Raw genomic sequence first — 21,047 nt, 5'->3', positions numbered from 1 at the left:
ATGGAATACGGGCTGGGATACAAGATCGAATTCTTATGATGCCAGGTGGAGGCGACTGTTTATTTTTCCAGCACGATGATGGCGCAGGGCTGCGCGATAAGGGGGCGTGTGGTTCCTGAGCTCGTTTCATGCCAAAGCTCAGTCAATCGCTGGATGGTTTTTGATCAGTAAATGTAGAGAATTCTCGCTACATGCGATATATTGGCGATATTCGATATTTGTATTTTGCCAGCAGGAGTAAAATCATGATCAGGTCTGATAAAACCACTGGCTTCGACGTTATTCCAGTGCCGGCAGGCAGCATTTCCTCTTCCCGGTCTCAGGGTGGGCAAGCAGAGATCACAGTCTCAGTCCCGCACTGCCATGATGAGCCAGCGCAATACTATGTGGTAAAACGGCCAGTCTCTGTGGATGAAGCCGCCTTTAAAATCGCACTGGATGCCGCATTCCGGGCCGTATCGGGCGTAAGTCAGCTCGCCAGTCACGGTAAGTCGCCTTTCAGCGCTGTCGACATGGCGACAGCAGAACAGACCAGACAGCCTGTCACGATTAATAACACCGCAAAGCTGGAACAACTCAGGAAGCATATTCTGGACGACAGCGAGTGGTTGCCTGCGCAGGAAGTTTCACGCCGTGCCGGGAGCAGCGCCACTGTGAAAAATCCAAGCGGATTACCTAACCGGTGGAAGCGAACCGGAAAGATTTTTGCCCTTTCCTTTGAAGGCAGGGATCTCTATCCGGCCTATGGGCTGGACGTTGGCGGGCAGCCATTGCCGCTGATGAAAAAAATCATCGCGCTGTTTGGAGAATCAAAAACGCCATGGACCCTGGCCGTCTGGTTTGGCACGCCAAATAGCTGGCTTGGTAATGAAAAGCCTAAAAATCTCATGACGTTCGAACCGGAAAAAGTACTGGAGGCGGCACAGCGGGCAAAGGAAGGTCCGGTTCATGGCTAAAAAGATCAAAACACCCTGCAAAGATGATGATTTATCGGCCTCTCTGGTCACCTGGCCGAAAGGTAAAACTATTGACCGCATTCACTGGTCGCAGTATGGCGCCGCGGAGTTCAATCCAGGAAAAGGCGTGGGACGTTTCAGCCCAATCACTGACCATGCGGGTCGCATCATCCCGACGCTTTATGGCGGTAAAACGCTGTCGGTTGCTCTAATGGAGACGGTATTACACGATCTCCCTACGCCTTGTGAAAATGCGCCCGTTGACCTCACAGTTCTGAATAAGCTGTCCCACAGTCAGCTCACCCCTAAAGTAGAGATTAAGCTGGTGGACCTCAATCCACGCTTTATGAAAAGACATGGCATTACGCAAGGTGAGCTGCTGGGTTCAACTGCTGATCACTACCCTGAAACCCAGCAATGGGCAGAGCAAATACATCATTCTAATCCGGATGCACAGGGGATTCAGTGGTCTTCCAGGCAGCATGGCGATAAGGCGTTAATGCTTTTTGGCGATCGTATCTGTGCTGAAGATTTGGACATTACGCTTAACGCTCAACCTGCTTCGGAGTCAGCAGATGTCGAACATGAACTCAGCGCACTGGCGAATGAGATGGCGCTGATTCTGCTCACTGGATTTTAGCGTAATGCCCTGAAATGCTATGTCCGGAATTTTAATACCCTCTCAACCAGGCAAAACACGCGTAGTTGGCATTAAAGGATCGGCCGTGCTCAATCGGTTTTTCAGTTCGCCTGCAGAAATAGCATTCATGCCCTGTCACCTCTACTCCGGAAAATCTGTCTCCACTGACGTCTGTTTCCACGCTTCGATCTCAGCCAGCCGCTCTTTAAGCTTGCTGGTTACGGCATCATGGCCCCAGGCACCCATCACCAGATGGCGTGGCGGGTTATCATGCTCAGTGATGGCGATCATTGCCGTGGCGGCCCGCGCCGGATCGCCCTTCTGCGTGCCGCTGTACTCGGCGGTGGCTTTCATACGCGCGGCTGCAGTCTCTGCATAGTCTGGCAGCGTGCTCGGCGTCTGATGCAGTGAGCGTCCGGCCCAGTCGGTGCGGAACGGACCTGGCTCGACACAGGTGACGCGAATGCCCAGCGGTCCCGCTTCCAGCGCCAGCGAATCTGACCAGCCTTCCACCGCATGTTTGCTGGCAGAGTAGTAGCCTGAGCTGGCAAAGCCAATTAAGCCTGCCACCGAGGTAATGTTGATGACGTGGCCGCTGCGCGCCTTTCTCATCGCGGGCAGCACGGCGCGGGTCAGGGCAAACAGGCCAAAGACGTTGGCATCAAACTGCGCGCGGATTTCGCTTTCCACACCCTCTTCCACCGAGCTCTGATAGCCGTAACCGGCGTTGTTTACCAGCACATCAATGGTGCCGAACCTGTCGAGTGCCGTTTTGACGGCCTGGTCGATGCTCGCCTGGTGGGTCACATCCAGCGCTACTGCCAGCGCGTTGTCGTGTCCCTCAACCAGATCGGCAATGGAAGATGTATCACGTGCCGTCACGACGACCTTAAAACCACGCGCGATGGTCTGCTGCGCCAGTTCACGACCAAATCCGGTCGAACATCCCGATATTAACCAGACAGGGCTGGAGTGAGCAGTCATGGTAAGACTCCCGTTGATGATGAAGTGACTGGAGACCCGGACGCGAGTGCATCCGGGATTTAAGGTTAGCGAGGCGCGACCGCCCCACTTAGCCCTTAATGCTTTTTATTGAACAGTTGGCTGGCGGTGTCGCTGATGATCTGTGCCGCACCGCGATCGCCTTTCACCATTGACGCCATAAAGGCTTTCGCCTGTTTAAAGGTGATGTGCGGCGGTAACGGGGCAACTTCCGGATCGGTTTTCACCTCCAGCAATACCGGGCGATCGGCGCTGAGCGCACGCTGCCAGGCCGCCGCCAGATCGTCAGGATTATCGACAAAAATACCGACCATCCCAAGCGACTGCGCAAACTCGGCATACTTCACGTCCGGCAGTTGCTGCGAGGCGTCAAAGCGGGGATTGCCCTCCATGACCCGCTGCTCCCAGGTGACCTGATTGAGATCCTGGTTGTTGAACACGCAGACGATCAGGCGCGGATCGGCCCACTGCTGCCAGTATTTCTGGATGGTGATCAGCTCCGCCATATTGTTCATCTGCATGGCGCCGTCACCCACCAGCGCCACCACAGGTTTGTCGGGATGGGCAAATTTTGCGGCAATCGCATAAGGCACCGCCGCGCCCATACAGGCCAGGCCACCGGAGAGCGAGGCGCGCTGACCCTGCTTAACCCGATAGTCGCGGGCGAACCAGTTGGCACAGGAACCGGAGTCCGAGGTGACAATGGCGTTATCCGGCAGTTGTGGCGACATCTCCCACACCACCCGCTGCGGGTTGACCGGATTAGCGGGTGCCATGGCGCGCTCTTCCATCAGCGTCCACCAGTCGCGTACCTGAAGCGCAATATCTTCCTGCCAGCTGCGATCCTTTTTATGCTCCAGCAGCGGCAGCAGGGCGCGCAGGGTTTCAGCCGCATCGCCATGCAAATTCACTTCGCTGGGATAGCGCAGGCCGAGCATGGCGGGATCGATGTCTATCTGCACCGCACGCGCCTTGCCCTCTTCCGGCAGGAACTCTGTCCACGGGAAGCCGCTGCCGATCATCAGCAGGGTGTCGCAGTTCTGCATTAAATCGGATGAGGGCTTCGTGCCCAGCAGGCCAATCGAACCGGTCACAAACGGCGCATCGTCCGGCAGCACATCTTTGCCCAGCAGCGCTTTTGCCACGCCCGCACCCAGCACATTGGCGACCTGTACCACCTCGACGGCGGCGTTACGTGCGCCTGCGCCAATCAGAATCGCCACTTTTTTGCCGGCGTTCAGCACCTCAGCGGCGCGTTGCAGATCCGCTTCATAAGGGATCACTTTGGGACGCTGATAGCCGCTGCCGGAATGGGTAAAACCGTGCAGATGCTGCGGCGGCTGCCACTCTTCATCCTGAATATCTTTAGGGATGATGATCACCGCCACGCCGTTTTGCGCTTTGGCGATGCGCACGCCCCGGTCGAGCAGATGGCGCACCTGGGTCGAAGTCGAGGCTTCCTGAACGAAGTTGGCAACGTCCGAGAAGATGCGATCCAGGTTCATCTCCTGCTGATAACTGGAGCCGCGCGCGGTCGCTTCCGCCTGTCCGGCAATCGCCAGCACCGGAGCATGATCCATTTTGGCGTCATAGAGTCCGGTCAGCAGATGGGTCGCGCCGGGCCCGCCGGTAGAGAGGCAGACGCCCAGCTCACCGGTGAATTTGGCGTGTCCGGCCGCCATAAAGGCCGCCATCTCTTCGTGGCGTACCTGAATAAATTCGATGCCGTCGCCTTTGGCGTTAGCACGCTGAATGGCACCCAGCACCCCGTTGATGCCATCGCCCGGATAGCCGTAGATGCGTGTGACGCCCCACTCTTTCAGGCGCTGGACAAAAAAATCACTGGTTTTCATGCTCATCGTCGCGTTTCCCCTTGTAGTCCATGCAGACTTAAAGCGTAGTAGACGATGGGCAATCGCCGTTAATTGTTCGCCATTGCCGGGTATCTCTGACGCAAATCACTGAATATTTGTGCCATATCCGCCGTTTCGCCTATCTCTGCCACTGCCCGGAATACCTGGGTTTTCAGGAAGTGACGCCAGCTCACCGGCGCGCTTGCCAGAAAGGCGGTCAGTAACTGATAACGCTGTGGCGTCCAGAGCGATTCGAAGCGACTCCGTGCTTCGCCGTGCTCAAAATGGTGCGAAGCCTGCTGCGGCATTGTGGCGCGCAGGCGCTCCGTTGCTGCCCGATCCACGTGGTGATCAACTACCACCACGCCATACTGCGTCCTGGCTGCCGCGACGCTGAGATAACCACAGCGCACATCCTGCATCACCGCATCGGCATCGCGCTGTGTTGGCAGGCCATAACCGCCCGCGCCGGGTCCGCGCACTTCGACCACGTCACCCGGCAGGCAGTGGATCACATCAGTGTTACCGTGATTGATGACCTCACCGTCGCGCCGGGTACGGAAGTAAGAGAGCGCCCCACTCTGGCCGCCGACGACACCCGCCGAGGCAAACACCGATCGGTTACGGTTGCGCGCGGTAATGGTGGTATTGGGCGAGAAAACCTCAAATGCCATTTCGGTGGCTAAACCGCCGCGATAGCGACCGGCTCCGGCGCTGTCCTGGGCCAGTCCGTAGCGATGAAAGCGGATTGGCACTTCCGCTTCGTTGATCTCAATCGGGGTGTTTTTCAGAAAGGCTGAAAGACCGCCGGAGCCGTCAGGCCCATCGTGACGCGGCGTGCCACCCGCGCCGCCGCCCACCGGACCCAGCGAGGCGACCACGCTGCGATTCTGCGTCTGGGTACGGATGTTCATGATTGAGTTGCCGCCCGGTGAATTCGCGGGCAAACGCTCCGGCATCGCCAGCGAGAAGACGCCGATAGTGGCAATCTGCGACAGTGCACAGGTCAGCGAGCGCATCCCTACCGCTGCGGGCGCTTCACAGTTCATGACCGTTCCAGGCGGCAGGATTGCCCGGGTGGGTCGCAGCGTACCGGCGTTAAGCAGCAGTGAACGGTCCAGCGTAGAGAGCACATAGGTAACACCCACCAGCGCCAGCGGATGCCGCTCACGTCCGCCAGTCGGCATATTCAGCGACGAGGCCAGCTGCGGATCGCTGCCGGTGTAGTCCAGCTCCAGCTGATCGCCCTGCACCCGCAGAGTAATGGCGATACGGCAGGGATAACCGCCCTCGCCATCTTCATCGGCGTAGTCGGCATAGAAGTATTCCCCGTCGGGAATGGTTTTGATAATGCTGCGCGCCTGCGCTTCGGCGTAATCGAGAATGCCCTCAATGCCCTGCAAAAAGTCGGCGATGCCAAAGCGGGCAATAATGTCGTGGATTTTACGCTCGCCGACGTTCACCGACGCCAGCTGGGCTTTGAAATCGCCCCAGTTCTGATCCGGCACCCGCACATTGAGCCGCATGATACTGGCGACCTCTTCGTTGAGCTGACCCTGCCGCATGATCTTCAGCGGCGGGATGCGAATCCCCTCCTGCACGATATCGGTCAGCGAGCGCGACAGCGAGGCAGGCACCGCGCCGCCGACGTCGGTGTTATGAATGTGGCCCACCACGAAGCAGACAATTTCACCCTGGTGGAACACCGGTTTCCAGATATGGATATCGGGCGAGTGGGTCGCCACGTTGCCGGCGTAAGCGTCGTTGGTAATGCAGATGTCGCCGTCAGCGTACTCTTCAATCAGTGCCAGCACCGGCGCATAGTCGATGCCGCTGTACCAGGGCGCGCCGAAGCTGCGCGGCGAGGCAAACGCCAGGCCGCTGCGGCTGACAATCTGGCAGGAGAAATCTTCCGTCTCTTTAACAAAGGTGGAGTGCGCCGTGCGCATCAGGGTAAAGGCCATCGCATCGGCAGCGGCGGCGCAGTAGTTCGCCAGGATCTGTAAGTTACGTCCATCAATCGCCATGTTATGCCTCGTTCGCCGTGATCAGCAGATTACCGAATGAATCGACCGTGACGCCCATGCCGGGCGGCACGCAGGTGGTGCAGTCATCCTGGGCGATGATGACCGGGCCACTGAGCTGATGGCCGGCACGCAGCACCGAACGCAGCACTAAATCAACCTGATGCCAGCCGCCGTCGATCCACGCCCTGGTCTGTTTCAGTACCGGCACCGGTTCCGTGGCCGGAGCCAGTGGGTTAATCACCGGTTTCGGCGTCGGTGAGGCAATCACCAGCCTCAGGTTGATCAACTGCACCGGCGCCTGCGGGTCACAGTGACCAAACAGCTGCTGGTGCTGGCGATCAAAGGCGTCATGCAGCGCAGTGAAATCCGCCTGCGCCAGCCAGTTCGCCTCCAGCGGTACGTCGATCTCAAACGACTGACCGCGATAGCGCATATCCGCGCTGAACTGCAGGCTGTAAGGCATGTCGCTGCCGTGCTCCTGTGCCAGCCAGCCACAGGCGCGCTGCTGTAATGCTTCGGCTTCACTGGCCAGGGTGTCGGCCAGGGCGGGCGTCAGATCGCCGTAGAGTGTGCGGATAAAGTCGTTACGAATGTCCGCCACCAGCCCGCCCAGCGCGGACAGCACGCCCGGCGTCGGCGGCACAATCACCCCTTTCATATTCAGTTCGCGGGCCAGAAAGCAGCCCATCATCGGACCCGCTCCGCCAAAGGCGAGGAACCAGAATTCACGCGGATCGAGACCAAAGCGCGACAGCAGCCCGCTGGTGTCGCTGTACATGCTGGAGATCGCCAGCTGGATGGCGGTTTCTGCCGTTTCCTGCACCGTGACGCCAAGCGCATCCGCCAGCGGCTGCCAGGCCGCACAGGCGGCGTCCACATCAACAGTGACGGCGTTATAACCCAGCGCGCCATGGCCCATCATGCCGCAGGCGGCGAACGCATCGGTGGCAGTGGGTTGCGTGCCGCCGCGCTGGAAGCAGACCGGGCCAGGCAGCGATCCGGCACTGTCCGGGCCCATCTGCAGCACGCCCTGACCATCGATCCACGCCAGCGAGCCGCCGCCCTGACCCACCGAAGTGACGGCGACAGAAGGAATAAAGATCGGGAAATCCCCGATGATTTCGCCGTTGCCCTGTGCCACTTTGCCGTCGATGATCACCGCCACGTCGGCGCTGGTGCCACCGATATCCAGGCTGAGGATTTTGTCAAAACCACAGGCGCTGGCGAGATAGCTGGCACCAATCACCCCGGATGCGGTGCCGGAGAGCACCATCTGCACGCATTCGCGTTTCGCCTGATCGACGCCCATCACCCCGCCGTTGGATTTGGTGATGCGCGGCGGCGGCCTGACGCCGAGCCGTTGCAGCGCCTGCTCAAAGGATTCCAGGTAGTGGATCACCATCGGCTGCACGTAGGCATTAATGGTGGCGGTAATGGTGCGTTCATATTCACGGATGATCGGCCAGATGTCAGCGGAACAGGAGGTCAGCAGCTCGGGTGCCACCTCGTCGATAATCGCCTTCACCGCCGCTTCATTGTGCCGGTTGCGATAGCTGTGCAGCAGCGACACCACAATGCCCTGACAGCCTGCCGCGCGTGCCTGAGCGATTGCGTCGAGCACGCTCTGGCGATCAGGCGCGTGCAGCACGTTGCCGTGCGCGTCACTGCGTTCACGGATGGCAAACACCCGATCGCGGGTGATCAGCGGAGCAGGACGCCGGGAGAAAAGGTCGTGGATATGCGGGATTTTAAGCCGGGCCAGCTCCAGGACATCGCAGAAGCCCTCCGTGGCGAACAGCGCCAGCCGCACGCCGCGCCGCTGGATCACCGCGTTAATGCCTACCGTGGTGCCGTGGGTGAAGTAACCAATCTCAGCGGGATCAATGCCCTGATGCTGCTGAAACTGCGCCAGTCCGGTAACGATTTCGCTGCCTGGCTGATCCGGTCGCGACAGGACTTTCAGGGTGTGAATCTGGTTCGTTTGCTGATCGAGCACGGCGAAATCGGTAAAGGATCCACCAATATCCACGCCAACGCGGTATCGCATATCGGGGTAACTCCAGTGTCAGGAAGGGGGAAATTCCATCAGTGCCTCGGGATGTTGCACCACACGCCAGCCGAGCCGCTGATAGACTTGATGGGCATCCTGGGTTGAGAGCATCCAGCGATGCACCGTTTGCAGCTCCGGGTGTTCACGGACGCAGGTTGCCAGCCAACTGCCCAGCCCGTGACCGCGCCAGTTTTCATCAATCATTACGTCGCACAGCCAGCCAAACCGGGTGTAGTCAGTAATCAGTCGGGCAAAGCCAATCTGTCTCTGCTGGTGATAGAGGCCAAACGGCAGTGAACCGGCAATCGCCCGCACGGTTTTGGCCAGCGGCTGGCCTTTGGCCCAGTAGGACTTCTCCGCCAGCTGGATGTGGATCCACGCCAGGTCGAGCTGATGGCGGCTGGTGGAGACAGTGAACGCCTCGCGCTGCCACTGCTGGTCAGCAATCTGTAATGAGTCCATGACAACTCCTTGTATCGGTTGAAAACAGTGTAAAAGGGTTCGCCCAACGGTTGAGGCTGTAGCGCGCTACAGAACCGGCTGTTGCGACTGAATTTTGCCTCATGAAGAAATTTTATGCTGAGGGAGCGTCTGGCACATTAACGGGAGAAGTGAAGCGGATGGGGGAACATAAGTGCGGCTGGTGTGAATCGCGAAAGAGCAGACAGATACAAGACAGGTGACGGCCCTCTCTCCACCGGTAAACATGGCGAGGGCGACGCCTGGCCGCCCGTTACACGCCGAACTCCACCGAATTGTGCTTGCCGATCAGCGATCGCAACGGCACGCTGCTTTTCATGATCGGGGATTTGATCACGATATAGCTGAAGTATTTATCGATGCCGATCTGAGCGTCGAGCATCTTCTCAATCACTTCCTGGTAATGTTCAATGCTGCGGGTAATAAAGCGCAGCAAATAGTCATAGCCGCCAGTGATCAGATGGCACTCCATCAGCTCATCGACGTCGCGCATCGCACTTTCAAATTTCATAAAGTCTTCGCGGCGATGGCCTGACAGGGTGACTTCGGTAAAGACCGTCACCGAATCGGTAATGCGGGTGAGATTAATGTGCGCTTCATAACCGGTGATAAAACCGGCCTGTTCCAGACGTTTGACCCGTTGCAGACAGGGACTGGGCGAAAGGCCTACGGCGTCGGCGAGGTTAACGTTGCTGATACGGCCATCTTTCTGGAGTTGCACCAGGATGTTGATGTCGATGCGGTCGAGTTTCATTAAGCCGTTCATAGCACCCCCCTCATTGTCAGAGCCTGTCCCGCCAGGCGTCATTGTTGCAGGCAGTCTGGAGACGGACAGCGCGGAACAACCGGCGCGTACATGGCGTACGTGAGGATTGTAAGCACTGACCAGGTTCAGACTGACAAATGAAATAGCCTGATGGGATAGACGCTTAATTAAATGTGCAGAACCTCCCGAAGGTATATCACGCTTTACCGTAAACGCGCCAGCGCTTCGCAGTGGTTATACCAGCGGGAGATTTTCAAATTACTTTAACAATATCAATGAGGAATCGCACTTTATCCCAACCGGCCTGTGGCGCGGGCCAGCGCAATATCGAAGATATGCAGCGCCTCTTCCAGCTGTGAGTCGGTAGTGACCAGCGGCGCCAGGAAACGGATGGTGTTGCGATGCAGGCCGCATTTGATCAGCAGCAATCCTTCCTGACAGGCGCTGTCGAGGATCTTCTGGGTTAAGGCCGCATCCGGGCGACCGGTTTCGAAATCGAGGATCTCCACCGCCTGCATAAAGCCCACGCCGCGGACGTCACCGATGCAGGCATATTTATCCGCCAGTTGCCGCAGTCGTGCATTGAGTTGCTCACCAAGCTGGCAGGAGCGCTGCAACAGGTTTTCCTGCTCAAACAGATCCAGAACCGCCAGCGCCGCCGCACAGGCCAGTGCGTTGCCGCCATAAGTACCGCCTAACCCGCCAGGCGTCGGTGCATCCATGATCTCTGCACGCCCCACCACGCCGGAAATCGGCAGACCGCCGCCAAGGCTTTTCGCCAGCGTGACTAAATCGGGTTTAATACCCAGTTGCTGGAAGGCGAACATCGTGCCGGTACGCCCGAAGCCGGACTGGATTTCATCACAAATCAGCAGAATACCGTGCTGGCTGGTGATGCGACGCAGCGCCTGCATAAATGCCGGGCCAGCGGGCAGGAAGCCGCCGTCACCCTGAACCGGCTCAATGATAATCGCCGCGACCCGCTCCGGCAGGATCTGCACCGCAAACAGTTGATCCAGCGCTTTCAGGCAGTCCGCTTCAGTAATACCGTGCAGCGGGTTCGGGAAGGGCAGACGGTAAATATCGCCGGGGAACGGGCCAAAATTCTGTTTGTAAGGCGCGGACATGCCGGTCAGGGTGATACCCAGCAGGGTGCGGCCATGAAACGCACCATCAAAAGCGATAATGCCAGAGCGCTGGGTGTGTGAGCGGGCAATCTTCACCGCATTTTCCACCGCTTCGGCGCCGCTGGTAAAGAAGACGCTTTTGTACGCCTCATCGCCGCCCACCAGTTTGTTCAGCCGCTGCGCCAGCTCGATGTAGCCCGGATAGGCCACCACCTGAAAACAGGCGTGAGACACCAGGCCGAGCTGGCGGGTCACCGCATTGACCACCGCCGGGTGATTGTGGCCGACATTCAGCACCCCGATGCCGCCGACAAAGTCGAGATAGCGATTGCCCTCCACGTCCCACACTTCACTGCCTCTGGCGCGTTCGATCACCAGCGGATGGGCGGTAACTACGCCGCGCGGCACATTCTGCTCGCGTGCATCCAGTAACAGGCTGTTATCGGAGTATGCTTGCTGCTCTGCCATGACATTCTGCATTTTAAACCCTCATCCACGTAACGTTCGGTTGGCTCAAGTATCGCAACCCGCTGGTTTGTCACGCTGCCGTAATTCCCCAGACAGCGGCATTTCCTGTCAAAATCCTGCGGCATTCAGCAGGGAAATTTCTCTGCCAGCGCCTGACGAATCAGCGTGACAAAAACGTTAACGCCATGCGGGATCAGCGCATCGTTGAAGTCGTATGCAGCATGATGCAGCGGCTTGCAGGGTGCCGATCCCAGCCACAGATAGGCACCGGGCCGCGCCTGCAGCATAAAAGCAAAATCTTCTGAGGTAAGTGCGGGCTGGGGCGCGGCCTCAGCCTTAATGCCCGCCTGCGTCAGCGCCTGCAGGCAAAACTGCGCTTCAGCATTACTGTTCAGGGTCGCCGGGTAGTAGCGCAGATAGCTGACCTCTGCGTGCAAACCGTGGGCGGCGGTGATGTGCTCCGCCATCTGACGCAGTCGTGCTTCAATCGTCGCCTGCGCTGCAGGGCTGAAAGTGCGCACCGTGCCGGTGATGTTCGCCTCCGCCGGGATCATGTTGTGCGAAAAGCCGCCCTGCATCCGGGTGACGGTGAGCAGCGCCGTTTCGCACGGATCCAGGGCGCGTGAGACCAGAGTATTCAGCTGCACCACCAGCTCGCTGGTCGCCAGCAGAGTATCGCGCGTCAGATGCGGCTGCGCGGCATGACCGCCTCCGCCCAGTACCCGGATATCAAAACGGTCAGCCGCTGCCATGATCGCGCCAGGGCGGGTCTGTACCTGGCCGAGCGGCAGTTCCGGCCAGTTGTGGATGGCGTAGACCGCCTCACAGGGAAAACGGCTGAAGAGGCCATCGTCAATCATCGCCTTTGCGCCCGCCAGCCCCTCTTCGGCGGGCTGGAAGATAAAGCAGACACTGCCATCAAAGCTGACGTCGCGCGCCAGTTTTTCTGCGGCTCCCAGCAGCATCACGGTGTGACCGTCGTGGCCGCAGGCGTGGCTCACCTGCTCTGCGCGGCTTTGCCAGTCGGTGCCGCTCTGATCCTGCATTGGCAGCGCATCCATATCAGCCCGCAGGCCGATCATGCGTTCACTGCTGCCCTTTTTCAGTATCCCGACCACGCCGGTTTTACCGATGCCGCGATGCACTTCAATGCCCAGCTGTTGCAGAAAGTTCGCCACGATGTCGCTGGTGCGCTGCTCCTGAAAGCCCAGTTCCGGGTGCGCATGCAGGTCGCGGCGCAATGCCACCAGATGTTCCATCTTAATATCCTCGCAAACGATCAATCTCACCGTGCAGCGGCTCGCCACGCTGATGGCGCCGCAGGTTTTCCAGCAGTGCCGCAATGGCGCTCTCATTCTGCGTCTGGCTGGCGATGTGGGGTGTGAGCCAGATGGCGGGATGGTGCCAGAAGGGATGACCCGGCGGTAACGGCTCCGGGTTGGTCACATCGATCACGGCGGCACGGAGCTGACCGCTCTCCAGCGCCTGCAGCAGATCGTCCTGATTCAGCTGGGGGCCGCGCCCGGCCTGCACCAGCGCCGCGCCCTGTGGTAGCTGATTAAACAGGGTTCGGTTAAGCAAACCCTGTGTGGTGTCAGTCAGCGGCAGCAGGCAGACCAGAATCTCGCTGTGCGCCAGAAACGCCCCGAGCTGATCGTCACCGTGCCAGCAGCGGACGCCGGGAATCTGGCGCGGTGTGCGGCTCCAGCCAGCGCAGTCAAAGCCCAGCGCCACAAGCTGTTGCAATGCGGCCTGGCCCAGTTCGCCCAGCCCCATGACGCCTACCCGACGCTGCGCGGCAGGTAATACCGCGTGTGTCAGCCACTGCTGCTGGCGTTGCTGATGAAAATAGCGCGGCATGTCGCGATGCAGGCCGAGCACCGCGAAGGTGACATACTCCACCATGCCCTGGGTCAGGCCTGGCTCGATCATCCTGATCACCGGCAGGTCGGGCGGCAGCGCGCCAAGGTCAAACTGATCGGCCCCGGCACCCACGGAGAACAGCAGTTTCAGCCGGGGGAAGAGCGCGGTGATGTCAGCCGGTGGCTGCCAGGCAACCAGCGCCTCAACCTGCTCTGGCTCGCCGGTCTCAGGCCAGATATGCAGCTGAATGTCAGGCGCATGCGCTGCCAGCCAGCGCTGCCAGATCCGGCCACGTTCCGGCTCCGATTTATAGACGATATGCATCAGGCCATCGCCTGCGTCATCAGTCCAAATGCCTGCATACCCTGCGGCGTCCAGGGCGTGCCGCGCACCATAGTCGTAGGCGCATCGACCTGAGGGATACCGAGGCTCTGTAGCCAGGCGGCCATCGGCAGCGCGGCATCGGTGTCAATGCGCAGGAATTCCCCCTGCAGCGGCTGCATCAGCGTGGCGACCAGCGCCTGCGCGACTGAAAAATCTGCCGCGATCACCGGGCCAATCGCCCAGCCGTGACCAAAGCGGCGCAGGCTGGCGAAGCCCTGAATTTGCTGATGATCATCCTGCAACAGCACCGTCTGGCAGTCGCGCAGCAGGTGGTCGAACAGTGCCGGACGATGCATGCCGTGCGCCTGCTGATCCAGCGGCACCAGTGTGGCGTGGTCGGCCAGTGTTGCCGGACGCAGCTGCAGTCCCGCCGGGATCACGACGTCTGGAAGGATGGTCACTGCGCGGGTCTGGTGCTGGCGAATCTCACCGCAACTGACAAACCCGAGTTTTTCATACAAACCTTTGCCCATTTCGGTGGCGTGCAGACGCACATTACAGTCGGGTAATTTTTCCAGTTGCGCCAGCATCAGCTGTTTGCCAAGGCCACGCCCCTGCTGCTGGTTATCGACGATCACCAGCCCCAGCGTGGCGGCGCGCTCGCCCCAGCGCCAGAGCACCGCGCTCGCAATCAGCTTGCCCTGCTCTTCAATCACCGTGCCCTCGCCCAGCTGCAGCGCCAGCGCCCAGTCTTCACGTCGGTGGGGCCATTTCAGTGCCTGCGTTAAGGTGAAACAGGGGTCGATATCGTCCGGCGTCATTGCGCGTATTTTCAGGCTCATTGCAGGTCTCCTTACATCATTCCTGGCGTTTCAAGTCCGCTGCCGTCAACCAGACGGCTGTAGCGATAAGGGGTGGGATCAACGACTGGCGTGGCTTCGGTCGCCAGATCGGCTGCCAGTCGTCCGGCACCTGGTCCGATACCGAAGCCGTGGGCGCTGTAGCCCGCCGATAGCACCAGCCCCGGCAATTTCGCCACGGTGGAGATCACCGGAATCGCGTCCGGGGTGCTGTCAATCATGCCGCCCCACGACTGTGCCAGTCGCAGGTTCGCCAGCGCCGGATATTCACGCCGCATCGCCGCCAGTCCCTCTTCCACGATCGTTGCATCGGCTGCCGGATCGAGAATGCGCATGCGCTCAAACGGCGACTCGCGGTCAAATGCCCAGCCACCCATCGCTTCCGGGCCATTAAAGAACGGCGACAGGCCAAGATTCAGGGTGAGATTCTTGCGGCGACTTTTAAAGGTCGGATAGAACTGGCGGGCATAGCGCAGCCCCTGCGCGCCAGGTTCCAGACGCCCGCGACCAGAGACTGAGACGGTGTAACTGCCGTCCATTTGTGGCCGACAGGCAAATCCCGGTGTGTAGAGTGGCATGGCAATCGCCTGCTCAATGGGCTGCGTGCGGAAGGCGGTGCCAATCACGTTGCCCAGCGGCAGATCGATACCGTGACGACGGCAAAACATGGAGGTCCAGGCCCCGGCGGCACAGATCACCCGGCTGGTTTTGATCAGGCCGCGCTCGGTCCAGACGCCGCTGACCCGTCCGGCGGCGATATCCAGCCCGCGCACCGCGCATTGCTGAAACAGCAGCGCCCCTTTTTTCAGCGCGCCCGCCACCAGCCCGGGCGCGGCCAGCCGTGGTTCGGCGTGACCGTCGGTAGGCGCTGAGAGACCGCCCCGCCAGCTTGTGGTGCTGCCGGGCGTCATCGCTTTGGCCTGCTCCGCCGTGAGGATCGAACTGCGCACGCCATAGCCTTTTGCCATCTGGATCCACTTATCCCAGGCCGCGATGTCCGACTCTTCCTGCGTGGCGTAAACCAGCCCGCTGCGGCGGAAACCCAGCTCTTCGCCGGTTTCATCGTTAAGCTCACCCCAGCGTTGCAGCGCATAAATAATCAGCGGCAATTCACGTTCATCGCGGTTCTGCTGGCGACACCAGCCCCAGTTACGGCTCGACTGCTCCGCTCCTACCAGGCCTTTTTCGATTAGCACGACCTTCAGTCCCTGCTTCGCCAGCTCCCAGGTGGCGGCGGCTCCGGCGATACCGGCGCCAATCACCACTACATCGGCGGAATCGGGAAAATTCGCACTGTCCTGTACATAACGAATCGGTGCAGGCATAACAAGACTACCTCTGTTGTCAGTATCTGGTCTGGCACAGGGCGATATCACCGCTGTGCCTTGACCCGTGCCGCCCGCGCATTACATCAGTGCTGTGCAGGCGGATTAATCAGGGTGCCCGTTGCTTCAGGCAACTCACTCTGCTTTTAAAATCTCTTCATGCTCATCCAGCCAGCCCTGACGCAGCTCCGGCACCGCGCGTTTCAGCCGCTCGAAATACAATTCGCTGGTCGGCTTGTCGTAGTCGCTGCGCGCCAGCTGGGTGACGATGCGACCGCTCTTCATCACCACGATTTCATCACACACCGCGCGTACCGCATGCATGTCGTGGCTGATGAAGATCACCGAGAGTCCCAGTTCGCGCCGCAGTTCGCTGATTAAGTCGAGGACGGCGGCGGCAACCACCGTATCCAGCGCCGAGGTCACTTCATCACACAGAATCAGATCCGGCTCAGCCGCCAGCGCGCGCGCCAGATTGACGCGCTGCTTCTGCCCGCCGGAGAGCGCCCAGGGACGCCGCCACAGCACGCTGCGCGGGAGCTGCACCAGATCCAGCAGCTGATAAAGCCGCTGCTGTCGGGCCGCACCGCTCAGACCGTGAAACAGCGTCAACGGACGCGACAGGATGCGTTCAACGCTGTGGGCCGGGTTCAGCGCGGTGTCTGCCATCTGGAACACATACTGAATGCGGCGCAGCTCATTGTCAGGCCGTTTTTGCATATCGCCCGAGATGTAGTGGCCGTTAAACAGAATATGGCCGTGGCTTGGAGCGTTGAGTCCGGCTATGGCATGCGCCAGAGTGGTTTTGCCTGAGCCTGACTCACCGATGATGCCAATCGCCTGCCCTTTCCACAGCCTGAGATTGATATCCTCCAGAATGCGTATTTTCGGGTAGCCATCGCTGCCGCGCGGACCATAACCTGCGCTGAGGTCGCGCACCTCAAGCAGCGGCTGAATATCGGCGGCAACCGGGCACCAGTTGCTGGGCCGCTCTTTCTGCCGCGCCGCCTCCATCAGTAAGCGGGTGTACTCCGCCTGCGGTGCGCCGATCAGATGCGCGGTGCTGCCATACTCCGCCATTTTGCCGCGCAGTAGCACCAGTATCCGGTCTGCCATCTGCGCCACCACGGCTAAATCGTGACTGACGTAAATCGCCGTGACGCCGCGCTGCACCACCACGCGGCGAAACGCCTTCAGCACTTCCACCTGCGTGGTCACATCCAGCGCGGTAGTAGGTTCATCAAGGATTACCACGTCAGGATCGCCAATCAGCGCCATCGCCGTCATCAGACGCTGTAACTGACCGCCCGACACCTGGTGCGGGAAGCGGTCGCCAATGGTCTCGGGGTTGGGCAGCGCCAGTTCGCGGAACAGCTCAATCGCTTTGGCTTTTGCCGCTTTGCGGGTCAGGGTGCCGTGGATAACCACCGGCTCAATCACCTGGTCGAGGATCTTCATGCCCGGATTAAACGACGCTGCCGCGCTCTGGGCGATATAGGCGACTTTGTTGCCACGGAAAGCGCGCAACTGCCCCGGCGTCAGGCTGTTAACGTCGGTGCCGGCAACGTGAATGTTGCCGTCGGCGATGCGGCAGCCGCTGCGGGCGTAACCCATCAGCGCCATCGCGATAGTGGTTTTACCTGAGCCGGATTCGCCAATCAGCGCCAGCACTTCGCCCTTCTGCACGGTAAAGTGAATGTCGGAAACCAGGTCGATCTCTTCGCCGCGATCGGTCTGCGCAGTGACGCGCAGTTTATCCACCGAAATCACCGGCATGGCGGTATGTGGTGTCACGTTCATGCTCCCTCCTTCGCCAGCGTCATCGGACGCATCGCCTGCAGGCTGTCAATAAACAGGTTGGCGCCAATGGTCAGGCTGGCAATCGCCAGCGCGGGCATCAGCACCGCAGGCGAGCCGTCAAACAGCCCCTGCATATTTTCACGCACCAGCGTGCCCCAGTCGGCGTAGGGCGGCTGAACACCCAGACCGAGGAAGCTCAGGCCGCTCAGCAGCAGCACGATGTAGACAAAGCGCAGACCAAAGTCAGTCAGCATCGGGTGCACCATATTGGGCAGGATATCGTGAATGGCGATATACCAGCGGCTTTCGCCCCGCAGCCGTGACGCCCGGACGTAGTCCATGCTGCGCAGCGAGCTGGCCATGGCAAACGCGATACGAAATGCGCCCGGCCAGTAGGTGAAGACCGCCGTGAGGATCAGCATTGGCAGTGAGGAGCCAAATACCGCGACTATCATCAGGGACAGCACTTTACCCGGCAGTACCAGCAGCGCGTCGTTGACGCGGCCCAGTACCTCCTCCAGCCAGCGCCCCGCCACCGCTGCCAGCAGCGCCAGCAGCGTGCCGATCAGGCTGGCCAGCAGCGCCGCACTCAGCGCCAGACCGATAGAGAACTTCGCGCCATAGAGAATGCGGCTCAGCATGTCGCGCCCAAGGTAGTCGGTGCCCAGCAGGTTATCGGACGTCAGGCCGCCCATCAGCGGGCCGCCGCCGATGTCATCAATGCTGTGCGGGGCCAGCGGGGTGCCGAATACTGCCATCAGCAGCCAGAACAGCGACATTATCAGACCCAGCCGTCCCGACCAGGAAAGCGACTGTAAGAAACGCCAGGGCAACGAGAGAATATTCATGCGCTTCTCCATTTCGGGTTAAAGGCGATAGTCAGAATGTCTGCCGCCAGCAGCAGGACCAGGTAGCAGGCGGCGAACAGCATCACGCAGAGCTGCACCACCGGCAGGTCGCGGTTACTGACCGCATCCACCAGCTGGCTGGCGAGACCGGGATAGCTGAAGATAGTTTCGATGATGATCACCCCGCCAAACAGATAGGAGAGGCTGAGTGAAATGGCATTGGCGATGGGGCCGACCGCGTTAGGCAGTGCGTGACGCAGCACCGCTCTCAGCGGTGAAACCCCTTTCAGCAGCGCCATCTCCAGATAAGGACTGTCGAGCTGGTTGATAATGGCTGCCCGCGTCATACGCGCCATCTGCGCCACCAGCACGCAGCAGAGGGTCAGCACCGGCAGCGCATAGGCTTTGAGGTAACTCAGCAGGTCGCTATCCGGGCTGCCAAACGACATCGCCGAGACCCAGTGCAGCTTGACGGCAAAAATCAGCACCGCCACCGTCGCCACCAGAAACTCCGGCACGGCAACCGTCGCCATGGTGCCGATGACCAGCGCCCGATCGAGCCGGGAACCGCGATTCATCGCCGCAATAATGCCGATAATCAGCGCCAGCGGCACGCAGATCAGCGTGGTGATACCCGCCAGTTCAAAGGTGGCGGGAATGCGCTGCGCCACCAGCTGCGAGACCGGCAAATGGCTGGCAAACGAGGTGCCAAAGTCGCCCTGCACCATGCCTGTCAGCCAGTGGAAGTAGCGCATCAGCAAAGGCTGATCGAGACCCAGCTGCTGCCGTAACGCCGCCACCGTTTCCGGCGTGGCGTTCTGGCCGAGGATCATCTGCGCTGCGTCGCCCGGCAGCAGGCTGGTGATGAAAAACACCACCGCCGAGACGATAAGCAAAGTCAGGATGCCGGCACCAATTCGCCGGGCAATCAGGAACAGCATGTATCGGTTCATCGGCGTACTCCTTCCTCAAATAACGTATCAGGCGCTCAGCCACGCAAATTCATGGAAGCGATAGCCCATCATCATGCCCGACGGCCAGGCCTCCACCCCTTTGACCTTTTTGTTGTAGCCATCCGTGGAGCTGATAAAGGTCGGGATAAGGGTGCCGCAGTGGTCATAAATCAGCGTCTGCATATCGCCATACATCTGCTTGCGTTTCGCCTGATCGCGCTCACCGCGTGCCGCGACCACCAGTTGATCAAACTGAGGATTTTTCCAGCCCGATTCGTTATTCGGTGCGGTAGAGAGATAAAACTGTGAGAAGAGCATATCGAGCGTCGGACGCGGGTTTATCGAGCCATATCCCACCGGATCTTTCATCCAGTGCGAAGACCAGTAACCGTCATACGGCACACGTCGCACTTTGATGTTCAGCCCTGCCCCGCGCGCCATCTGCTGGATCATCTGACCGCCTTCATTTGCCCCTTCGATATTCGGCGTGGTGATAATCTCCACCGTGGAGCCGGCCATGCCCGCTTTTTTGATGTGGAACTTCGCTTTTTCAATGTCCAGCGCACGCGGTTTGAGATCGGCGTTATAGAGCGGATGCCACGGCGGCACCGGGGTGTCATTACTGACGTCGCCGTAACCCTGCAGCACCGTTTTCACCAGCATTTCACGTGGTTGCAGATATTTCATCGCCAGCACGAAATCTTCGTTGTTACCCGGCTTTACATCGGTGCGGATAATCAGGTTGGTGTACATGCCCGATTTACTCTCCAGCACGCCAAATTCGCTGCTGGCTTTGATGCGCTTGCAGTCGGCAGCGGTCAGCGTGGAGACCATCTGCAGATCGCCCGACATCAGGGCATTAACGCGCGCTGCGCCGTCGGTGACGCCAATCAGCTCTACCTCATCCAGATGTGGCAGACCAGGCTTGTAGTAGTTGGGATTTTTGGTGCCGATGGTGCGCACACCCGGCATAAAGGCTTTGCAGACAAACGGACCAGTGCCGATGCCTTTGCTGAAATCTTTGGTGCCGTCCGGCACGATCAGAAACGGCGGCGTCGCCAGCATATAAGGGACGTCGAAGTTGGCGCTGCTCAGCTCCAGCTGCACCTCATTATCATTGACCGCGCTGAAGGTTTTGAACTGATCGGCCAGCTTAAAGGCGATAGAGGCGATGGCCGGATCTTTGTGACGGCTGAGCGAGTAGATGACATCTTTGGCGGTCAGCGGTTTGCCATCATGGAAAGTGACCCCCTTACGCAGTTTGATATGCCAGGTAATGCCGTCGCTGGATTCCAGCGATTCGGCCAGCGCCGGTTGCGCCATCAGGTTTTTATCCAGCTCGGTCAGGCCGCTGTAGAACATGAACTGGCGGGTGTAATCCGCACTGTTGTTACTTTTGGCCGGATCCAGTGTATCGGTGGCCGAGGCATTCGACATCGCCGCCCGCAGTTTACCGCCCCTGACCGGCTTGTCGTCCGCCAGTGCGGCCCCTGAAAAAGTGATCAGGCCGCTGCTCATCACCGCACCGGCTGAGAGCATTTTCATCAGGCTGCGACGTGAAAGTGAGCCTTCGGTGATCATGCGCGTCAGTGCCGGATTTACCGCATCAGCGTCGTTATTATCAAATTTACTCATCTCTGTACCCTCAATAGTCAGGCGAACCGGGGATCATGTTCTGGCGGTGCTGATAACCTGGCGGTCAGCA

At 59.6% G+C, this 21,047-nt stretch carries 17 protein-coding genes; 2 read left to right on the top strand and 15 right to left on the bottom strand.

Annotated features, from left to right (window positions below; genetic code table 11):
• The first annotated feature begins 191 nt into the window (after nucleotides 1–191).
• Both OK412_RS02710 and OK412_RS02705 read left to right on the top strand, forming a co-directional pair.
• Nucleotides 192–956, top strand: coding sequence for a hypothetical protein (locus OK412_RS02710; RefSeq protein WP_232526429.1), 765 nt, complete (start codon nucleotides 192–194; stop codon nucleotides 954–956).
• Nucleotides 949–1,596: an RES family NAD+ phosphorylase gene (locus OK412_RS02705; RefSeq protein ID WP_080694289.1), complete on the top strand. Its 648-nt coding sequence runs from the start codon at nucleotides 949–951 to the stop codon at nucleotides 1,594–1,596. The genes OK412_RS02710 and OK412_RS02705 overlap by 8 nt, the downstream gene beginning before the upstream one ends.
• A 141-nt stretch (nucleotides 1,597–1,737) precedes the next feature.
• On the opposite strand, the gene OK412_RS02700 is transcribed toward OK412_RS02705, so the two are convergent.
• The 15 genes from OK412_RS02700 to OK412_RS02630 form a co-directional block, all read right to left on the bottom strand.
• A complete protein-coding gene (locus tag OK412_RS02700; RefSeq protein ID WP_060680509.1) occupies nucleotides 1,738–2,580 on the bottom strand; it encodes an oxidoreductase in 843 nt (280 codons plus the stop codon).
• A gap of 95 nt (nucleotides 2,581–2,675) precedes the next feature.
• Nucleotides 2,676–4,457, bottom strand: a complete 1,782-nt coding sequence (locus OK412_RS02695; RefSeq protein WP_010670901.1) for a thiamine pyrophosphate-requiring protein — start codon at nucleotides 4,455–4,457, stop codon at nucleotides 2,676–2,678.
• Nucleotides 4,458–4,519: 62 nt separating this feature from the next.
• Nucleotides 4,520–6,478, bottom strand: a complete 1,959-nt coding sequence (locus OK412_RS02690) for a hydantoinase B/oxoprolinase family protein (RefSeq protein WP_264352655.1) — start codon at nucleotides 6,476–6,478, stop codon at nucleotides 4,520–4,522.
• Nucleotide 6,479: 1 nt separating this feature from the next.
• Nucleotides 6,480–8,525 (bottom strand): hydantoinase/oxoprolinase family protein, encoded by a 2,046-nt coding sequence (locus OK412_RS02685; protein WP_022624956.1) that lies wholly within the window; start codon nucleotides 8,523–8,525, stop codon nucleotides 6,480–6,482.
• Nucleotides 8,526–8,543: 18 nt separating this feature from the next.
• Nucleotides 8,544–8,990 (bottom strand): GNAT family N-acetyltransferase, encoded by a 447-nt coding sequence (locus OK412_RS02680; protein WP_022624957.1) that lies wholly within the window; start codon nucleotides 8,988–8,990, stop codon nucleotides 8,544–8,546.
• Nucleotides 8,991–9,261: 271 nt separating this feature from the next.
• Nucleotides 9,262–9,774, bottom strand: coding sequence for an Lrp/AsnC family transcriptional regulator (locus OK412_RS02675; RefSeq protein ID WP_010247853.1), 513 nt, complete (start codon nucleotides 9,772–9,774; stop codon nucleotides 9,262–9,264).
• A gap of 290 nt (nucleotides 9,775–10,064) precedes the next feature.
• Nucleotides 10,065–11,381 carry a 4-aminobutyrate--2-oxoglutarate transaminase gene (gene gabT / locus OK412_RS02670; RefSeq protein ID WP_010670905.1) on the bottom strand — a complete coding sequence of 439 codons (1,317 nt, stop codon included), beginning with the start codon at nucleotides 11,379–11,381 and terminating at the stop codon, nucleotides 10,065–10,067.
• A gap of 113 nt (nucleotides 11,382–11,494) precedes the next feature.
• Nucleotides 11,495–12,628 (bottom strand): M20 aminoacylase family protein, encoded by a 1,134-nt coding sequence (locus tag OK412_RS02665; RefSeq protein WP_033767683.1) that lies wholly within the window; start codon nucleotides 12,626–12,628, stop codon nucleotides 11,495–11,497.
• A 1-nt stretch (nucleotide 12,629) separates the two neighbouring features.
• Complete coding sequence (locus tag OK412_RS02660; protein WP_264352654.1) at nucleotides 12,630–13,556, bottom strand: 2-hydroxyacid dehydrogenase; 927 nt, start codon at nucleotides 13,554–13,556, stop codon at nucleotides 12,630–12,632.
• Entirely contained in the window at nucleotides 13,556–14,398 is an 843-nt protein-coding gene (locus OK412_RS02655; RefSeq protein ID WP_264352653.1) for a GNAT family N-acetyltransferase, read from the bottom strand. Before OK412_RS02655 ends, OK412_RS02660 begins: the two co-directional genes overlap by 1 nt.
• A gap of 11 nt (nucleotides 14,399–14,409) precedes the next feature.
• On the bottom strand, nucleotides 14,410–15,741 hold the full coding sequence (locus OK412_RS02650; protein ID WP_010247869.1) for an NAD(P)/FAD-dependent oxidoreductase: 1,332 nt from the start codon (nucleotides 15,739–15,741) through the stop codon (nucleotides 14,410–14,412).
• A gap of 135 nt (nucleotides 15,742–15,876) precedes the next feature.
• A complete protein-coding gene (locus OK412_RS02645) occupies nucleotides 15,877–17,541 on the bottom strand; it encodes an ABC transporter ATP-binding protein (RefSeq protein WP_033788375.1) in 1,665 nt (554 codons plus the stop codon).
• The gene (locus OK412_RS02640; protein WP_010247873.1) at nucleotides 17,538–18,389 is read right to left on the bottom strand and encodes an ABC transporter permease; all 852 of its coding nucleotides are present in this window, start codon (nucleotides 18,387–18,389) and stop codon (nucleotides 17,538–17,540) included. The genes OK412_RS02645 and OK412_RS02640 overlap by 4 nt, the downstream gene beginning before the upstream one ends.
• The gene (locus OK412_RS02635) at nucleotides 18,386–19,342 is read right to left on the bottom strand and encodes an ABC transporter permease (RefSeq protein ID WP_010247875.1); all 957 of its coding nucleotides are present in this window, start codon (nucleotides 19,340–19,342) and stop codon (nucleotides 18,386–18,388) included. Before OK412_RS02635 ends, OK412_RS02640 begins: the two co-directional genes overlap by 4 nt.
• A 27-nt stretch (nucleotides 19,343–19,369) precedes the next feature.
• Nucleotides 19,370–20,977: an ABC transporter substrate-binding protein gene (locus OK412_RS02630; protein ID WP_010247876.1), complete on the bottom strand. Its 1,608-nt coding sequence runs from the start codon at nucleotides 20,975–20,977 to the stop codon at nucleotides 19,370–19,372.
• Nucleotides 20,978–21,047 lie beyond the last annotated feature (70 nt).

The organism is Pantoea sp. JV6 (assembly GCF_025910055.1).
In the GTDB taxonomy this organism is placed as follows: domain Bacteria; phylum Pseudomonadota; class Gammaproteobacteria; order Enterobacterales; family Enterobacteriaceae; genus Pantoea; species Pantoea agglomerans.
Note: the sequence above shows the minus strand (reverse complement) of the source record. Positions and strands in the feature narration are given on the sequence as shown.